Annotated in this window: 15 protein-coding genes and 1 tRNA gene; 5 read left to right on the top strand and 11 right to left on the bottom strand. The window is 57.7% G+C overall.

The genetic code is table 11. From position 1 onward, the window contains the following. The first annotated feature begins 79 nt into the window (after positions 1–79). Positions 80–949: a branched-chain amino acid aminotransferase gene (locus tag C8N45_RS05175; protein ID WP_108385197.1), complete on the top strand. Its 870-nt coding sequence runs from the start codon at positions 80–82 to the stop codon at positions 947–949. A 54-nt stretch (positions 950–1,003) separates the two neighbouring features. Here C8N45_RS05175 and C8N45_RS05170 read toward each other — a convergent pair whose 3' ends face one another. After that, positions 1,004–1,192, bottom strand: a complete 189-nt coding sequence (locus C8N45_RS05170) for a hypothetical protein (RefSeq protein ID WP_108385196.1) — start codon at positions 1,190–1,192, stop codon at positions 1,004–1,006. Positions 1,193–1,412: 220 nt separating this feature from the next. Between C8N45_RS05170 and C8N45_RS05165 the strand changes: the two genes are divergently transcribed. Next, complete coding sequence (locus C8N45_RS05165) at positions 1,413–2,036, top strand: hypothetical protein (RefSeq protein ID WP_108385195.1); 624 nt, start codon at positions 1,413–1,415, stop codon at positions 2,034–2,036. A gap of 1 nt (position 2,037) precedes the next feature. On the opposite strand, the gene C8N45_RS05160 is transcribed toward C8N45_RS05165, so the two are convergent. The 9 genes from C8N45_RS05160 to C8N45_RS05120 all read right to left on the bottom strand — a co-directional run bounded on the left by C8N45_RS05160 (position 2,038) and on the right by C8N45_RS05120 (position 14,377). Then, positions 2,038–2,958: a DMT family transporter gene (locus C8N45_RS05160; protein ID WP_108385194.1), complete on the bottom strand. Its 921-nt coding sequence runs from the start codon at positions 2,956–2,958 to the stop codon at positions 2,038–2,040. Between the two features lie 12 nt (positions 2,959–2,970). Next, positions 2,971–4,119 carry a PQQ-dependent sugar dehydrogenase gene (locus C8N45_RS05155; RefSeq protein WP_108385193.1) on the bottom strand — a complete coding sequence of 383 codons (1,149 nt, stop codon included), beginning with the start codon at positions 4,117–4,119 and terminating at the stop codon, positions 2,971–2,973. 1 nt (position 4,120) lies between these two features. After that, positions 4,121–5,149: a tRNA epoxyqueuosine(34) reductase QueG gene (queG, locus tag C8N45_RS05150; RefSeq protein WP_108385192.1), complete on the bottom strand. Its 1,029-nt coding sequence runs from the start codon at positions 5,147–5,149 to the stop codon at positions 4,121–4,123. Between the two features lie 57 nt (positions 5,150–5,206). Beyond that, entirely contained in the window at positions 5,207–5,872 is a 666-nt protein-coding gene (gene fzlA, locus C8N45_RS05145) for an FtsZ-binding protein FzlA (protein WP_108385191.1), read from the bottom strand. 68 nt (positions 5,873–5,940) lie between these two features. Further along, positions 5,941–6,696, bottom strand: coding sequence for a monofunctional biosynthetic peptidoglycan transglycosylase (gene mtgA, locus C8N45_RS05140; protein WP_108385190.1), 756 nt, complete (start codon positions 6,694–6,696; stop codon positions 5,941–5,943). A 282-nt stretch (positions 6,697–6,978) separates the two neighbouring features. Further along, on the bottom strand, positions 6,979–11,511 hold the full coding sequence (gene gltB / locus C8N45_RS05135) for a glutamate synthase large subunit (RefSeq protein ID WP_108385189.1): 4,533 nt from the start codon (positions 11,509–11,511) through the stop codon (positions 6,979–6,981). Next, complete coding sequence (locus C8N45_RS05130; protein ID WP_108385188.1) at positions 11,498–12,208, bottom strand: hypothetical protein; 711 nt, start codon at positions 12,206–12,208, stop codon at positions 11,498–11,500. The genes gltB and C8N45_RS05130 overlap by 14 nt, the downstream gene beginning before the upstream one ends. Further along, positions 12,205–12,876 (bottom strand): hypothetical protein, encoded by a 672-nt coding sequence (locus C8N45_RS05125; RefSeq protein ID WP_108385187.1) that lies wholly within the window; start codon positions 12,874–12,876, stop codon positions 12,205–12,207. The genes C8N45_RS05130 and C8N45_RS05125 overlap by 4 nt, the downstream gene beginning before the upstream one ends. 73 nt (positions 12,877–12,949) lie before the next feature. Next, entirely contained in the window at positions 12,950–14,377 is a 1,428-nt protein-coding gene (locus tag C8N45_RS05120) for an NAD(P)-dependent oxidoreductase (protein WP_108385186.1), read from the bottom strand. Positions 14,378–14,594: 217 nt separating this feature from the next. Between C8N45_RS05120 and C8N45_RS05115 the strand changes: the two genes are divergently transcribed. Next, positions 14,595–15,398, top strand: coding sequence for an undecaprenyl-diphosphate phosphatase (locus C8N45_RS05115; protein WP_108385185.1), 804 nt, complete (start codon positions 14,595–14,597; stop codon positions 15,396–15,398). 10 nt (positions 15,399–15,408) lie between these two features. Here C8N45_RS05115 and C8N45_RS05110 read toward each other — a convergent pair whose 3' ends face one another. Continuing rightward, positions 15,409–16,389 carry a complex I NDUFA9 subunit family protein gene (locus C8N45_RS05110; protein ID WP_108385184.1) on the bottom strand — a complete coding sequence of 327 codons (981 nt, stop codon included), beginning with the start codon at positions 16,387–16,389 and terminating at the stop codon, positions 15,409–15,411. Between the two features lie 156 nt (positions 16,390–16,545). Here C8N45_RS05110 and C8N45_RS05105 point away from each other — a divergent pair. Further along, a tRNA-Leu gene (locus tag C8N45_RS05105) sits at positions 16,546–16,632 on the top strand. A gap of 164 nt (positions 16,633–16,796) precedes the next feature. Continuing rightward, on the top strand, positions 16,797–17,234 hold the full coding sequence (locus C8N45_RS05100) for an Arm DNA-binding domain-containing protein (protein ID WP_108385183.1): 438 nt from the start codon (positions 16,797–16,799) through the stop codon (positions 17,232–17,234). The last annotated feature ends 63 nt before the right edge of the window (positions 17,235–17,297 follow it).

The following is a 17,297-nucleotide window of genomic DNA, read 5'->3' as shown; positions in this document are numbered from 1 at the left end:
GCGATTTTCATGAATTGCGCAAGATTATGTCCGAAACGGACCTATTGACGTAACAAATGCAAATTAGTAGGAGGCTCTGATGGTTGCTGCATATGATGACAGAGATGGCAAAATCTGGATGGACGGTAAACTGGTCGAGTGGCGCGACGCAAAAGTGCATATTCTGACCCACGCGATGCATTATGCCTCTTCTGTGTTTGAAGGCGAGCGGTGCTACGGTGGCAAAATCTTCAAAAGCCGCGAACATTCCGAGCGTTTGATCAAATCCGGCAAGTTGATTGATTTTGATATCCCCTACAGCGTCGATGAAATCGAAGCCGCAAAAGAAGCCGCCTTGCAGGCCAATGGCCTGAAAGACGCGTACGTCCGTGCCGTTGCGTGGCGTGGGTCGGGCACCGATATGGGTGTCGCAGCCGCTGCGAACCCGGTGCATCTGGCGGTCGCTGTCTGGGAGTGGGGCAATTATTACGGTGACGCCAAGATGAAAGGCGCCAAGCTTGATATCGCGAAATGGAAGCGCCCCAGCCCCGAAACCGCCCCCAGTCAGGCCAAAGCCGCCGGGCTTTACATGATTGCAACCATGTCAAAACACGCAGCCGAAGCAAAGGGTTGTTCCGACGCGATGATGTTTGACTACCGTGGTTACGTTGCCGAGGCCACCGGCGCGAACATCTTTTTCGTCAAGGATGGCGAAGTGCATACCCCCATCGCCGATGCGTTTCTGAACGGGCTGACCCGCCAGACGGTGATCGGAATGCTGCGTGACAAGGGGATCACCGTCAACGAACGCATCATCATGCCTCAAGAGGTTGAAGGGTTCGAACAATGCTGGCTGACAGGGACCGCCGCCGAAGTCACGCCCGTCGGTCAGATCGGCGATTACAACTTCGAAGTGGGCGCCATTACCCGCGAAATCGCGCAAGACTATGAAAAGCTCGTCCGCGCGTAGTGTAATTCAGCGAGGGGCAGCGCGCTGCCCCTCTAATCGCTTGATCGCGGCGTTTTAAGGCTGTTCCGCGTTCAGCTTTCTTTCAACTTTCGCGAATTTCTGGAGCCGTTGGCCTGCTTGCCTGTGCCGACGCTGCAATTCCAGACTTGCACGCTTTGGCAGCTTTCCCCGCTCAATCGCGATGGCACGCACCAGCCTTTCGTTGGTCACATCAATCGGTCGGTCGAGTACATGTTTGGTCATGATGTCCTCCTGCTTTGGAGGGCGACCATAACATATGAAAGGTGATTCGTCCGTTCACTTCTCGTTCAGTTCCCGGACGGCTGCATGCAAGCGAAAAAAGTTGTTTTTGCTTCTACTTTTAGACATGTCCTTTGTTCTAACGACAAAGCCTCGTCAGATCGCTGCCACAGTTCCGCCCAAATCTGACGAGACATTGTTACACTAGCCTGAAAGTGGACCGATGACTGATCTGACTTACCAACAATTTCCGAATTCGGAACAAAACAGATCTGATCTGACCGCGCTCAAGCGTATTCTCAAGACAGCACCACAGGACCTGTGGCTCGACACCGCACGGCGCGCCACGTCGAAGATGCATAACCCTCTGATTCACTGGATGCTGGCCCAGCCCGAATGTGATTTTTCAGTTGCGGTTCACGCTTTTTATCGCAGCAATCCGGTGCTGCGCATCGGGCAGGGCCGTCCGCTGCCCCCGCGACCCGACCACACAGAGATTTTTGCGCAAACCCTGTTGAACTGGGACAAGGGGTTCTATCGCAATCACGCCATCGCAGTCGGTCCGGAGGACATCACGTCCCGTGCCACAAAACGGATCAGACAAAAACTGATGGCGTGGCCCAAGGGTGCCTTGCCCTTCAAGGTGCCCAGCCGGTTTCTGTCCCCCAGCGGCGGTGCGCCCATTGATCTGCCTGCGCACCTGAACCCCAACGACGCTGCACATCTTTGGCCGCTCTACAATCGACTGGGTCTGCGGGTGCCCGCCGCCGCACCCGGATTGCCACGTCGATTGGCACGCGCCAAGGATTTGCTCGACCTGGTATCATTCCGCACCCGGCGGGCCTAGGCTAGCTGCCGACGTTACCGGTGGCCTTGCGTTGCCGCGCCCGCTTCAGCCCCAGATGCCGCTCGCGCATGATAATCAGGACCCCTGCTGAAATCACCAGACCAGCGCCTATCAGCATGGTGCCGGTGGGCACTTCATCAAAGATAAAATAGCCGATCAGCAGGGCCAGTAACATGGATGTATAGTCAAACGGGGCCAGCAGGGACGCATCGCCAAAGCGGTAGCTGCTGGTCAGGAATATCTGGCCCAAGCCCCCCAAAAGCCCTGCCATGATCAGCATCAAAGCCACCCACCACGCTGGCACGACCCATCCCCATGGTAGTGTGAACAGGGCCAAGATCGAAGAGGTGATCGTAAACCAGAATACGATCGCTGCCGTATCCTCTGTCTGTACCAGCTTGCGCACGAATACCTGCGCCAAGGCGGCCATGACCGCGCCCATCAGCACCACGATCGCGCCCAGCGTTTCGGACACATTCAGTGCTGTTCCAACCGACAATCGTGGCGACAAGACAATCAAGACACCAACCATCCCCAACGCCACGGCAGACAGGCGAAAGGCACGCACCTCTTCACCCAGAAACATCGCCGCGAAAACGACCACCAGCAAAGGTGCCGCATAGCCGATCGCGGTCACTTCCGGCAGGGGCAGCAACCCAAGTCCGGTGAACCCCAGCCCCATCGCCGACGTCCCGACCAATCCGCGCCAGAAATGGCCCATCGGATTACTGGTTTTCCAGCCATGGCGCAGCTCGCCCCGGATCGCCAGCCAGCCAAGAATAATCGGCAAGGCAAAGAAGGACCGAAAAAACACCGCCTGCCCCGGTGGAACCGTCTCGGAACCCGCCTTGACCAGACTGGCCATCGCCATGAACATGCAGACCGAAATCACCTTGAACAGGATACCCCGTAACGGCTGCATATGTGGTTTTCCTTATCCCGGCGTCACACGCAGTACGCTGCCGGAATCCAGCAAGACAAGCAAGCGGCCATCATCCAGAACCTCGACGTCGCGCACACGGCCAACGTTGGTCAAAAGCCGTTCTTCGCCCACAACCTTGCCATCCGCCAGTTTCAGCCGCACCAGCGCACCGGGGTTCAGCGATCCGATGAACAAATCCCCCTGCCACTCCGTATATGGACCATCATAGAACCCCATGCCCCCAGGGGCGATGACCGGGTCCCAATAATAGACCGGCTCTTCGAAACCCGGCGCACGAGGTTGGCCACGGCCGACATCGCTGCCACGATAGTTGATCCCGTAGCTGACCACAGGCCAGCCATAGTTCAGACCCGGCTTGGGCTGGTTCAACTCATCACCACCACGCGGGCCATGCTCGATCGTCCAAAGCCCACCGGGACCAATCGCGGCCCCCTGCATGTTCCGGTGGCCCAGTGACCAGACCAGATCATTGCCACTCTGCCCCACAAAGGGGTTATCGGCAGGCACAGTGCCGTCCGCATTGACGCGGATCACCTTGCCATGCGTGGTTGTGGCATCCTGCACCAGCGTTCCACCGTCACCTGCACCGCGATCACCTGTCGTGATAAAGACTGTGCCATCGGGCATCGGCACAATGCGGCTGCCAAAGTGGCGGCCATTGCGGGCCGGATTGTCCTGCACAAAGATATCCTGCACACCGCTCAGGGTTCCATCCGCAGCCAAAGTGCCCCGTGCGGCGGCTGTTACAGCGCCACCGCGCACAGGCTTGGCATAGGTCCAGAATACGGTGCGGTCTTGCGCAAAACCTGGCGAAACGGCCACATCCAGCAGCCCGCCCTGCCCGTCATCTGCCACCGGGGGGACCCCCGTCAGTGGCGCACTTACGCTGCCGTCAGGGTTGATGACACGCAATTGGCCGGACCGCTCAGTCACCAAAAACTGGCCATTGCCAATCGGCGCAATACCCCACGGGCTGTCGAGCCCGCTGGCAAAGGTTTCAACCGTGACGGGGGTCGCAGGGAGCGCAGGCGCGCGCGTCTGTTCGGGAAATGCAGGGGCAAAATCAGCGTTGGGCCGACCTTGATCTACTTGCGCCATGGCCATTGCAGGTAACGTCAGTAAAACGAAAATACGTAGCATGTTACGCCTCCTTCAGTCGCAAGATAGCCCAACGCGCCGCATCGGCCACCGCAGGATCAGGATCATCAACCAATGGTGATAGCGCGGCAATCAAGGTAGGGTCACCAGAATTGCCAATCGCATAGGCCACATTGCGCACAAAGCGATTGCGGCCGATCCGTTTGATCGGTGATCCCGAAAAGCGGGCACGAAAACCCGCGTCATCCAACGCCGCCAGCGCAGCCAATGGCGGGGCAACCAGATCAGGACGCGCGTCATACCGCGCATCGCGGCCTTGTTGGGCAAATTTGTTCCACGGGCAGACCGCAAGACAATCATCGCAACCGTAAATCCGATTGCCCATCAGAGCGCGTAATTCAAGATCAACCGGGCCTTTATGTTCGATCGTCAGATAGGAAATACAGCGGCGGGCATCCAACCGGTAAGGGGCGGGAAATGCAGCGGTCGGGCAAATATCCAGACAGGCGGTACAGGACCCACAGTGGCTTTGCTCTGGCCGATCCGGCTCCAGATCAACAGTGGTAAAGATTGCGCCCAAAAAGAACCAGGACCCCAGATCGCGACCCAACAGGTTGGTATGTTTGCCCTGCCAACCCAATCCTGCGGCCTGTGCCAGAGGCTTTTCCATCACAGGAGCAGTATCGACAAACACTTTGATCTGCGCGTCCGGCACCTGTTCAATCAGCCATCGGCCCACACGCTTGAGCCGCTTTTTCACCACATCATGATAGTCGCGGCCTTGGGCATAGACACTGACCGCCGCGCGGTCGTGACATTCAAGCACGGCCAACGGGTCATGGTCCGGCGTATAAGGCTCTGCCAGCATCACCACAGATTTCGCTTCCGGCCATAGGGTGGCCGGAGAGCCCCGCCAATGCATGCGCTCGGCCATCCATGCCATCTGGCCATGCATCCCGGCATCCACGAATGCCGCCAGCCTCTCCGCCAATTCCGGCACGCTCTCAGGGCGGCAAACCCCCACCTTTGCAAACCCTGCGTCCAACGCAAATTCCGTCAGGCGGGCCTTCATGCTTCTTGTGGCCAGAAATATCCCGGGGGAGGCCCGCAGGGTCGGGGGCTGGCCCCCTTAAAAGTCAAGGTCGGCATAATGCTGTGCTGGTTGAAATCCGGGCACTTCATCCGCCAGCAAGGACCGGAAAGCAGGGCGCGATTTGATCTTGGCGTACCAGTCTTTGACCACCTCATGACGGTTCCAATCCACGTCACTGGTATAATCCAGACAAGACAATTGGGCGGCGGCAGCAAAGTCAGCCAGCGTCATATCATTGCCCGCCAGCCAACGGCGTTCATCCAACAGCTGTGCCATGTAGTCCAAATGATATTTGATGGCCTTGGCGCCAGCCTTGACGTTGGTGCTATCGGGATAGCCGGTGCCCATGACCTTGCGAAAAACCCGTTCACCGGTCAGCTTTTTCGTGACCTCGTGATAGAATTTGTCATCAAACCAGCCTACCAGACGGCGCGCCTCATAGCGCATATGTGCGTCACGGGGCAACAACGCCGGTGTCGGAAATTTCTCTTCCAGAAACTCGCAGATCGCCGTGCTGTCGGCCATCGTGCGTCCATCCATTTTGAGTACAGGCACCTTGCCCGCCGGATTGCGGCGCAGGAAATCCGTATCTGCGACCCAATAGCGCTCCTCAACCAGTTCCACCTCAAGCTTCTTTTCGGCCAGCGCCAAGCGGACTTTGCGCGAGAACGGTGACAATGGATAATGATACAAGGTGTTCATGATGGGCCCACTACATCAGTTTCCCTCTAAATGCCGGAACAGTGCGCGCGGATCAATGGGTCCTGTCCCTAGGCTTCAAAACAAGCTGCGCGGCCGTCCGCCCTGATCGTTTCGGCACCGCTGATGATCTGGCGGGTCCGGTTGCGCACAAACTGAGAGGGGTTGGATGCCGACCTGTTCTTGGGGGCTGGCAAAATCGCGGCAAGGCGTGCGGCCTGCGTCGCAGAAAGATCAATCGCATTGATTCCGAAATAATGGCGGGCGGCGGCCTGTACGCCAAACACCCCTTCGTCAAACTCGGCCACATTCAGGTACAGTTCCAGTATGCGGCGCTTGGTCCAGACCGCTTCGGCCAGCGGGGTCCAGACTGCCTCGATCGCCTTGCGAGACCAACTGCGCCCGTGCCACAGATAGACATTTTTGATGACCTGTTGCGAAATTGTGGACGCGCCGCCGCGCCCCCGCTCAATCGCGGCCCGGATCGCTTTCACATCCAGTCCCCAATGCAGACAAAAGTTCGCATCCTCTGCCGCAACGGCAGAGCGGGCCATCACCGGTGCAATCCGGTCCATCGGCACCCAAACCTGTTTGACCGCGCCCAGCCTGCGCCCTTCGGCATACATATAAGGCGTCGTCGGCGGCGCGATCAGCGCATAAAGCAGCGTTGCCAGCAGTACAAAGCCTAATGCAGCGAACCCCGCACCCCAGACCAAACGGCGCACAAACCGCCAGAACCGGCCCAATAGACCCGCTTTCTTTGCATTCTTTGCGCTTTTCCTGGTGGCCGTTTTTTTGGCCGATTTTTTTTTGCTACGCTCTGCCATCTACCCCATAAGCCACGCAGAGGGTTAACGGGTCAAGAAGATCAGCACCGAATTAGGCATGTTCGTGCCAGCGTTGCTTTTTGATCTAGGGGTGCGACAACCGGCACCCTGAAATCACGCTGCCTATCAATAGAATCGTGCCGGGTAGAAAGGTTGTCTCGACTTGCGATGCAAGCCGACAGGCCGGGGGCTTTGCCCCCGGACCCCCAGGATATTTCTAGCCATAAGAAGCTGTATCTTGTCAAAAGGGGGCGGTGAATGCCGCCCCACCTTTATAGGTCTTCATTCCGCAGGAATGGCCTGTTCTTCCACGCTGAGCGGATGCGGTAAATGGACCAGCATTTCCTTGGGACAGATTTGCAGGAAGTTATGCTTTTCAATGTCCCAATGCTGCAAGATATCGGCAGCTTTCACACTGCCGGTTTCCGCTTGATGCCGTTCGATCAGGTCTTTGAGCTGCATCATCCAGTGATCGACAGTGACCGGGCAAGTCACAAGAGTTTCCATGTTGACCATCGCCGCTGACGCCTCGTCAGGGTCATAAAGATAGGCCATGCCCCCTGTCATACCTGCACCGAAGTTTGCGCCAACCCCGCCAAGGATCACGGCAACACCGCCCGTCATATATTCGCAGCCGTTTGTACCACAGCCTTCGATCACAACCTTCGCGCCGGAGTTGCGGACTGCGAAACGCTCGCCCGCGCGGCCTGCGGCGAACAGATAGCCGTCGGTGGCCCCGTAAAGGACCGTGTTTCCGATGATCGTGTTCTCGGATGCGACCAGGGGGCTGACCATCGGGGGGCGCACCACGATGGTGCCCCCGGAAAGACCCTTGCCCACATAATCATTTGCATCACCCGACACTTCCAGTTTGAGTCCAGGTGCCGCAAAAGCCCCGAGCGATTGCCCGGCAGACCCGCGCAGCTTCACCGTCAGGTGGTCGGGCTGCAGATCGTTGCGCATGCCGAAATTACGCACAATATGCGACGAAGTACGCGTGCCGATGGTGCGCAATGTGTTCTGTACAGCGTAGTCCAACTGCATCTTTTCGCCATCATTCAGGAAACGCGCCGCATCCTGAACGATCTGTGCATCCAGTGTGTCGTTCACCGGGTTGCGTGGCCGCTTGCGGTCATAGGTGATCTTGTGTGCCCCATCGACGGTGATCAGCATGGGGTTCAGGTCAAGATCATCCAGATGTGCAGACCCGCGCGAGACCTGCGTCAGCAAGTCAGCGCGCCCGATGACATCATCAAGCGAACGTGCGCCGATGTTGGCCAGAATTTCGCGCACTTCGGTCGCATAGAAAGTGATCAGATTGACCACCTTGTCCGCATTGCCGGTGAATTTTTCACGCAGCGCCTCATCCTGTGTACAAACGCCGACGGGGCAGGTGTTCGACTGGCACTGGCGCACCATGATACAGCCCATCGCGATCAGGGCGGCGGTGCCGATGCCGTATTCTTCGGCACCCATCATCGCGGCCATGACAATGTCACGCCCTGTGCGCAGACCACCATCGGTCCGCAGCGTGATCCGTTCCCGCAGGTTATTCATCGCGAGCACCTGATGTGCTTCGGTCAGGCCCATTTCCCATGGCAGACCTGCATATTTGATCGAGGTCGCGGGGCTGGCACCGGTACCGCCATTGTGGCCCGAAATCAGGATCACGTCCGCCTTGGCCTTGGCCACACCTGCCGCAATCGTGCCGACACCCGAAGACGACACCAGCTTGACCGTCACCTTGCAACGCGGGTTGATCTGCTTGAGGTCATAGATCAGTTGGGCCAGATCCTCGATCGAGTAGATATCGTGGTGCGGCGGTGGTGAGATCAGGGTCACGCCCTTGGTCGAATGACGCAGGCGGGCGATCAGGTCGGTGACCTTCATGCCGGGCAACTGGCCCCCTTCGCCGGGCTTGGCACCTTGGGCGACCTTGATCTCGAGCTCTTCACAGGCGTTCAGATATTCGGCTGTGACACCAAAACGACCCGAGGCCACCTGCTTGATCTTGGCAGAGGGGTTATCGCCGTTGGGTTCGGGGTGAAAATGCGCGGGGTCTTCGCCGCCTTCACCGCTGTCCGACTTTGCGCCAATCCGGTTCATTGCCACGTTCAGGGTCTTGTGCGCCTCTGGCGACAGGGCACCAAGAGACATGCCGGGTGTCACGAAACGCTTGCGGATCGCGGTGATGCTTTCAACCTCTTCAATCGGGACAGGCTCGCCCAATGGTTTGATCGCGAGCAGATCACGCAGGTGGATCGGCGGGTTCGACTGCATCGATTTCGAAAACTGCTGCCACATGGCATAGGACGCCGTGTTGCAGGCAGCCTGCAGCATATGCATGGTCTGCGCTTCCCACGCGTGCTTTTCGCCGGTCCGGCGGGCTTTGTAGAAACCACCGATTGGCAACACGTCAGAGCCACCTTTCCAGCCGCGCGCGTGCACTTCTTCAAGCTTGGTCTGGATGCCTGTCGTGCCGATACCGGAAATGCGCGAATGCATCCCGGGGAAATATTCGGCCACAACGGCCCGGGACAGGCCCACAGCCTCGAAGTTCAGCCCGCCGCGGTAGGACGACAGGACCGAAATGCCCATCTTTGACATGATCTTGAGCAGACCCGCGTCAATGGCGGCCCGGTAGCGGCGCATCGCATCAGTCAGATTGCCGTCGATCAGGCCGCGACGCACCCGGTCCGCAATGGAATCCTGCGCCAGATAGGCGTTGACCGTGGTTGCGCCACAGCCGATCAGCACCGCAAAATAATGCGGGTCGATACACTCAGCCGAGCGTACATTGACCGAACAGAACGTCCGCAGGCCTTGCTTGGTCAGGCCCGAATGAACGGCAGAGGTGGCAAGGATCATTGGCATGCCGACCTTGGTTTCCGACTGGTTTTCATCGGTCAGCACCAGATGGCCAGCGCCCGAACGCACCGCGTCCTCAGCCTCGGAACGGATACGCTCGAGCCCTTCGCGCAAGGCGCCCGGACCGTGGGCAAAGGTACAGTCAATGATCGCCACGCTGTCACCAAAGACACGCAGCATTTCATCATATTCCGCGTTACCGACAAACGGGCTGTTCAGCAGCAAGATCTCGGTCTGTGAAGAATCTTCGTCCAGCACGTTCTTGAGGTTGCCGAACCGCGTTTTCAGCGACATCACGCGGCTTTCGCGCAGGCTGTCGATGGGCGGGTTCGTGACCTGCGAAAAGTTCTGCCGGAAGAAATGCGAAAGCGGGCGGTAGGTCTTTGAAAGAACCGCTGACGGGGTATCATCGCCCATAGAGGCAATCATTTCCTTGCCGTCTTCGGCCATGGGTGCAAGCACCTGCTCAAGCTCTTCGATGGAATAGCCTGCGGCCGCCTGCCGTTTGCGCAGTTCGTCACCTTCAAACATTGCCGTTTCCGGAATATCGACAAGCTGATCGTTGAGCGCGACAACCTTGCCCACCCATTCACCGAACGGCTGTGCCGCGGCAAGCTTATCTTTCAGTTCCTTGTCGTGGTATAGTTTGCCCGCTTGCATATCGACGGCAATCATCTGGCCGGGGCCAAGGGCGCCTTTTTCGACGACGGCGGATTCGTCCACGGGGACCATACCCACTTCGGACCCGGCCACCAGCAGACCGTCACCTGTCACGACATAGCGCAGCGGGCGCAGACCGTTGCGGTCCAAGCCACCGCAGACCCAACGACCGTCTGTCATGGCAAGGGCCGCAGGACCGTCCCAAGGTTCCATTACGGCGTTGCAATAGCCGTACATGTCCTGCCACGCTTCGGGCATTTCGACGGCCTGCTTTGACCATGCCTCTGGCACCAGCATGGTCTTTGCCATCGGTGCATTGCGGCCAGCGCGCACCAGCACTTCAAACACGGAATCCAGCGCCGAGGAATCCGATGCGCCCGACGGGATAATCGGTTTGATATCCTCGGCCTTGTCGCCAAATGCGCCAGAGGCCATGCGGATTTCATGGCTTTTCATCCAGTTCACATTGCCCTTGAGCGTGTTGATTTCGCCATTGTGGGCCAACATGCGGAACGGCTGTGCCAGCGCCCATTGCGGGAAGGTGTTTGTCGAATAACGCTGGTGGTAGATCGCAAAGTTCGATTCAAACCGTTCGTCCATCAGGTCAGGATAGAATTCGGCTACCTGTTCGGCCAGCATCATGCCCTTGTAGATCAATGACCGGCATGACAGTGAACAGACATAAAGCTGGGCAATCTGCGCGGCAGCCGCAGCCTTTTCGATGCGGCGGCGAATGATATAGAGCTCGCGTTCGAACTTTTCTTCGTCCACGTCCTTTTCGCAACGGATCAGGATCTGTTCGATCTCGGGGCGGGTGGCGTTGGCCTTTTCGCCCAGCACATCGACATTCACCGGCACGTGACGCCATCCATAAATGTAGTGACCCATCCGCAAGACTTCGGATTCCACGATTGTGCGGCAGCGTTCCTGCGCGCCAAAATCAGTGCGTGGCAGGAAAATCTGGCCAACGGCGATCAGGCTGTCACGGTCGGGTTCGTGGCCAGTGCGGCGCACCTGATCATGAAAGAAGGGCACAGGGATTTGCACGTGAATGCCTGCGCCATCGCCGGTCTTGCCGTCGGCATCAACAGCGCCACGGTGCCAAACAGCCTTGAGCGCGTTGATGCCTTTTTCGACGACGCCGCGTGACGGGGCACCATCAATCGCCACAACAAGACCAACGCCGCATGACGCATGTTCATCGACATCGCGGTACAGGCTGTTTTCGGCCATCCATTTGCGCTTTGCTTCTTCAGCAGCGACCCAGGATTGATCAAAGGTTGTCATGTGTATTCTCCTTCAAGATATCGCTTTGAGAAATCGCAACGCCGCAGCCGTACTTGGGTCGCGCGCTTAGAAACCCGGATTCGCCGGGAAAGATAAATTCAACGGGACCATCATCACTATCAAAGCTTTCCGTGCCGACACGGGTGACGCCGGTCCCAGACAGGAAAATCCGCCAATCACGGTGGATGAATTCATTGCCCTTCGCCGCCCAGATTTCATTGCCGCTTTCGTCATAGGCGGTGATGTCATAGGTGGTTTCGTCCAAAGTGACGCCATCAATCACAATCTGACGCCCTGTCAGCGTGTCCTGACCGACATAGCGGGTTGTGCCGATCTGGTCGGACAAGGTGCGGAAGTCGTAATCGTCCACGCCCTTGGCGATCAGGTCAGACAGCGACGCACGCTCAACCGGGTTTGGTTCCAGCGTCTCTGCATGGCCGGTGCGGGCATGAAAACTGTTCAGCCACTGGGTTTCGCGGTCGATTTCACCTGCGTAGACAAGCCCCTCTTCAGTGATGCCCACGCGGCGCTGGTGGCCTTCGGGGTCGGCCTCGCAGACGAAGTGGTGATCCACCTGACAGCTTTTGCTTTGCACCGTCAGAAACGCATCGCACCCTTGCGGCAGCCCAAAAGTGGACGGGCCATCCTGTGCATGGGCGGCACCCGCCATAAAGACCAAGGCGAACACATATTTCATGGCTGAAAACTGGCCTCTTCTACGTTGCATTCATACTTGGGGCGCGCCGAGAAAAAGCCCGGCTCACCGGGGTAAGTGAATTCGACAGGGGACAGATCAATGATGTTGTCAGGGGTGGCCACATCCCATGCCTCGCCGAAAAAGAACAGGCGATGCTTTTCGCTGACAAACTGACGGCCGGCACCATTTTCGATCACATTGCCTTCACCATCCAGCGTCCGGCCCTGAAATTCTGTATTCAGCAAGGTTTCGCCATCGATCACGGTCGTCTCGCCAGTCAACTGGTCATAGCCCACGTTGCGTTCGATGCCTTCTTCCGTCTCGATAATGAAATCCCATGTGTCGATCTGGTTGGTGAATAGCTCGGTCAGCGACGCAGGGTCATCTGCCGGAAAGCGCAGGCGTTCTGCGCCATCCGGCTTGAAGCTTTCCAGCCACTGGAACTCGCGATCTACCTTCTGGACACTGAAAACCCCGGCCTGACTGATCAGGGCGACCCACTGATCGCCTGGCTCATCGGCTTCGCAGGTCCATACGTTGATCATCACGCATCCCTTTTGCTGCACGGTCAGTGTGCCTGTGCAGCCTTCGGGAGCGGCAAATGTCTGCTGCGCCACTGCGGGCGTGGCCAAAGCGATGGCGGCAAGGACTGTCAAAGATTTCATCATGTCGGCATCCTGTTCGTCGGTGTTGGGGTGGTGGGCATTCGAAGGGGCGCGCGATCATCGCGCCCGTCCATGCTCACTCTGCTGCAACGGTAGCGGTCTGCCCCAGGTAGTCCAGTATTGCAGTGGCTGAATCCCGCCCGTCACGGATTGCCCAGACCACAAGCGATGCGCCGCGCACGATGTCACCGGCGGCATAGACACCTTCGATGCTGGTCTCGCCCGTGTTGAACGCGGCCTTGACCGTGCCCCAGCGCGTGACTTCAAGCCCGTCCGTGCCCCACAGCTTCGGCAGGTCCTCCGGCTCAAAGCCAAGCGCCTTGATGACCAGATCAGCCTCTTCGACGTAATCAGCGCCTTCGATCAGTTCGGGCGACTGGCGACCTGTCGCATCAGGGGCACCAAGGCGCATTTTCTGCACCTTCACGCCCGTGACCGGATCGCCCGCAAACCCGTTTGGAGCTGCCAGCCAGACAAATTCAACGCCCTCTTCTTCGGCGTTCTGCACTTCGCGCTGTGATCCGGGCATATTGGCGCGGTCACGGCGGTACAGGCATTTGACGCTGGTCGCACCCTGACGAATGGCCGTGCGCACGCAGTCCATCGCGGTATCACCGCCGCCGATCACAACGACGCGCTTGCCGTCGGCATTCAACTCGCCGCTTTCGAATTCAGGCACATCATCGCCGAAAGACTTGCGGTTGCTGGCCGTCAGATAATCAATCGCGCTGACGATCCCGTCTGCCCCCGATTCCGGCAGGTCGCGTGTCTTGTAAACACCCGTGGCAATGAGCACCGCGTCGTGTTTGCCGCGGATCGCGTCAAAAGACAGGTCCTCGCCCACGTCGCAATTCAGGACAAACTGCACGCCGCCGTCCTCGAGCTGGTCCATGCGCTTCATCACGACATCCTTTTCCAGCTTGAAGCCGGGGATGCCGTAGGTCAGCAAGCCGCCGCCACGATCATAGCGGTCGTAGACAGTCACTTGGACGCCCTGACGGCGCAACATGTCGGCAGCAGCCAGCCCGCCCGGGCCTGCGCCAATGATGCCAACGCTTTCGGACCGTTCGGTATGCGGGCGGATCGGCTTGACCCAACCTTCTTCAAAGGCTGTATCCGTAATATATTTTTCGACCGATCCAATTGTCACAGTGCCATGGCCGGACTGTTCGATCACGCAGTTTCCCTCGCACAGGCGATCCTGCGGGCAGATACGCCCACAGATTTCGGGAAAGGTGTTCGTGGCCTGACTGATTTCATAGGCTTCCTGCAAGCGGCCCTCGGCGGTCAGGCGCAGCCAGTCGGGAATATTGTTGTGCAGCGGACAATGTGTCTGACAATAAGGGACACCGCACTGCGAACAGCGACTTGCCTGCTCTGCGGCTTTCTCGGTTGCATATTCGCTATAGATTTCGCCAAAGTCCTCTTTGCGCAGGTTCGGCGGGCGCTTTTCGGGCATATCCCGTTGCACCGTTGTGAACTTCAGCATTTTTTGACCAGACATGGCTTACACTCCATTATGAGAAGGCGAACTGCCTTTTAGAACAGGTACGAACAGATGAAAAGTCAGCAACATTGACCTTTATGGCAAAAAATTTCGATTGGATTTGATTTGCTTCCGCGAAAACATTAATTTTAGGTCCGCTTTGTGACCCATTTCGGCACTTCCCCACGATTCTGAAGTGGTTAGTTTAGCGAAATCGAATCGAAAGACAGCCTGTATGACAACTTTCAACCTGCTCCTGATCGCATTGATCCAAGGCGTGACCGAGTTCCTACCCATCTCTTCTTCTGGGCATCTGATTTTACTGCCCTCGCTGACGGGCCTTGCCGATCAAGGTCAGATCATCGACGTGGCGGCCCATGTGGGCACATTGATGGCCGTCATCCTGTATTTCTGGTCGGATGTGCGCAAGGCGGCTTATGGCACACTACGTCTTTTGCGCGGCAAGGTCGATACGCAGGGGGCGTTTCTGGCGCTGTGCCTGCTGATCGCGACGATCCCTGTGGTGCTTTTCGGGTTGTTCCTGAAACTGACCGGTCTGTCAGATGCGATGCGGGGCATCGCGGTGATTGGCTGGGCGATGATTATCTTTGGCATTGTGCTCTATTGGGCCGACCAGAAGGGGCCAATGGTCAAGCCAGCCGAAGCCTGGTCACTCAAAGACGCGTTGAAAATGGGGCTCTGGCAGGCTGTCGCCCTGATCCCCGGGACGTCGCGGTCAGGGATCACAATTACGGCTGGTCGGATGCTGGGCTACCAGCGGACGGACGCTGCACGTCTGTCGATGCTGATGTCGATCCCTACTATTATCGCATCGGCGGCTATCCTGAGCCTTGATGTGGTCGGGGCAGCGGATGCGAGTGCATTGCGCGACATCGGGATTGTTGTCGCCATGTCTTTTGCGGCCGCCTTGCTGGCGCTGACCTTGATGATGCGCCTGTTGCGGGCGGTCAGCTATACCCCTTACGTGATCTACCGGATCGCGCTGGGCATCGTCCTGCTTTGGATTGCCTACACCTAGGGTCAGGACCCTAGGCTTTCAGGTTCTTGGCCGATTCCTTGATCGCGTCGAACTGACCTGACGGACGGAAACGCCACAAATAATCCGGCAGGATCGATTCCATTGGGGTCGGTTTGATCCCCAGCGCGTCAAACCCCTGCGCATCCGCAGCCACAACATTATCAATCGCAAGGTTGATCACCTGATCTTTGGTGATCGGCCCCTTGACCAGCCCCAGCGTCGCCGCGCGCAGCAATCCGAAAGCAGAGGCCATCAGACGGGCGGCCCAGAAGGGGATGTTGATGATCAGTCGCCTGCGACGAATGATATCCAGCATCAACTGCATCAACTCGCGGAAACTGTGCTGTTCAGGACCACCAAGTTCATAGATGCCCGGTGCAGCCTTGCCCAAAACGGCCATTTCCGCAGCAGCAGCTACATCATCCACATAGACCGGCTGGAATTTCGTATCTGCACCAACAACAGGCAAAACGGGGCCAAAACGGCTCATCCCGGCAAACCGGTTAAAGAATTCATCCTCAGGCCCGAAAATGATCGATGGACGCAGGATGACCGCATCGGGCATATGGGCCAACACAGCTGCTTCGCCCACAGCTTTGGTTTTCGCATACTCGCTGGGCGCATCCGCATCCGCGCCGATGGCCGAGACATGCACCATGCGGGCAACACCCATCTGTGCGGCAATGCGGGCAATGCGCTCTGCACCCATGGCCTGAACGGCAGCGAACGTGTTCTTGCCGATACTGTCCAATACGCCCACGCAGTTGACCACCACATCAGCCCCTTCGGTCACGGCAGCCACACTTGCATCATCGCGTATATTGCAGAAAACCGGTTCGACCTGACCGACAACGCCGTAGGGTTTGACGAACATGGCTTCGTTGGTGTTGCGCACCGCAACCCGTATCCGCCACCCCTGCTTGGCCAGACGGCGCACAATATAGCGCCCGACAAAACCGGATCCGCCGAAGATTGTAACAAGATGGGACATCAGACAGCCTCTTTCTCAGGTTTCGCCACATGTACCCCCCTCGAATTAGGCAGACAAGGCGCAATCCAAGGGATGATGCAAGAGTCTTGTGAATTTTACGATAATTGTCGTTGACAGCAGAGATAGACGCGCTTAAGTCCCGCCCACACGACACCTGCCCAGGTGGCGGAATTGGTAGACGCGCCAGCTTCAGGTGCTGGTGTCTGTATGGACGTGGAGGTTCGAGTCCTCTCCTGGGCACCATTTATCATCAACATAGATGAACATATTGACCTGTAAACATTGATGTTTTGGGTGATTTATCGTATCGTTGTGACCATAGCTGAACATACGATACCCCCAGAAAACAGGCCGTATGGGGGTATCATTGGGGGTATTACCCCCACAGTGAGAGGTCGATACCCCCAATGGCACTTTCGGACGTTAAGATCAGGAAAGCAGAGATTCGGGACAAACCCTATAAGCTGTCAGACGGCGGTGGTTTGTTCGTGCTGGTAAAGCCAAACGGCTCAAAGATTTGGCAACAAAAGTACCGGCACTTCGGAAAAGAGCGGTTGCTGTCGCATGGGCTCTATCCCGACGTGACGTTGGCTCAAGCGCGCAAGAAGCGTGATGAAGCTCGGGCGCAGATGGCAAACGGTGATGATCCCGCTGTGCAGAAGCGTCTCAACCAGATCGAAGCTGAGACACAATCGCGCAGAACCTTTCGCCTCGTTGCTGAAGAGTACCTGCAAATGGCGCGTGATCGAGAGCTTGCTGAAACCACATTGCGGAAGAAGATCTGGCACGTCGAGACTTTGGCAGCCCCCCTTCTGTCTGACGTCAGCGCCTATGGGTCCAAATAGCTGTATTTGCTAAGGGAGGGTTTGTTGCTCATCGTAGCCACTGAGGAGTGGACGATGAGAAAG

The organism is Yoonia sediminilitoris (assembly GCF_003058085.1).
Taxonomy (GTDB): domain Bacteria; phylum Pseudomonadota; class Alphaproteobacteria; order Rhodobacterales; family Rhodobacteraceae; genus Yoonia; species Yoonia sediminilitoris.
Note: the sequence above shows the minus strand (reverse complement) of the source record. Positions and strands in the feature narration are given on the sequence as shown.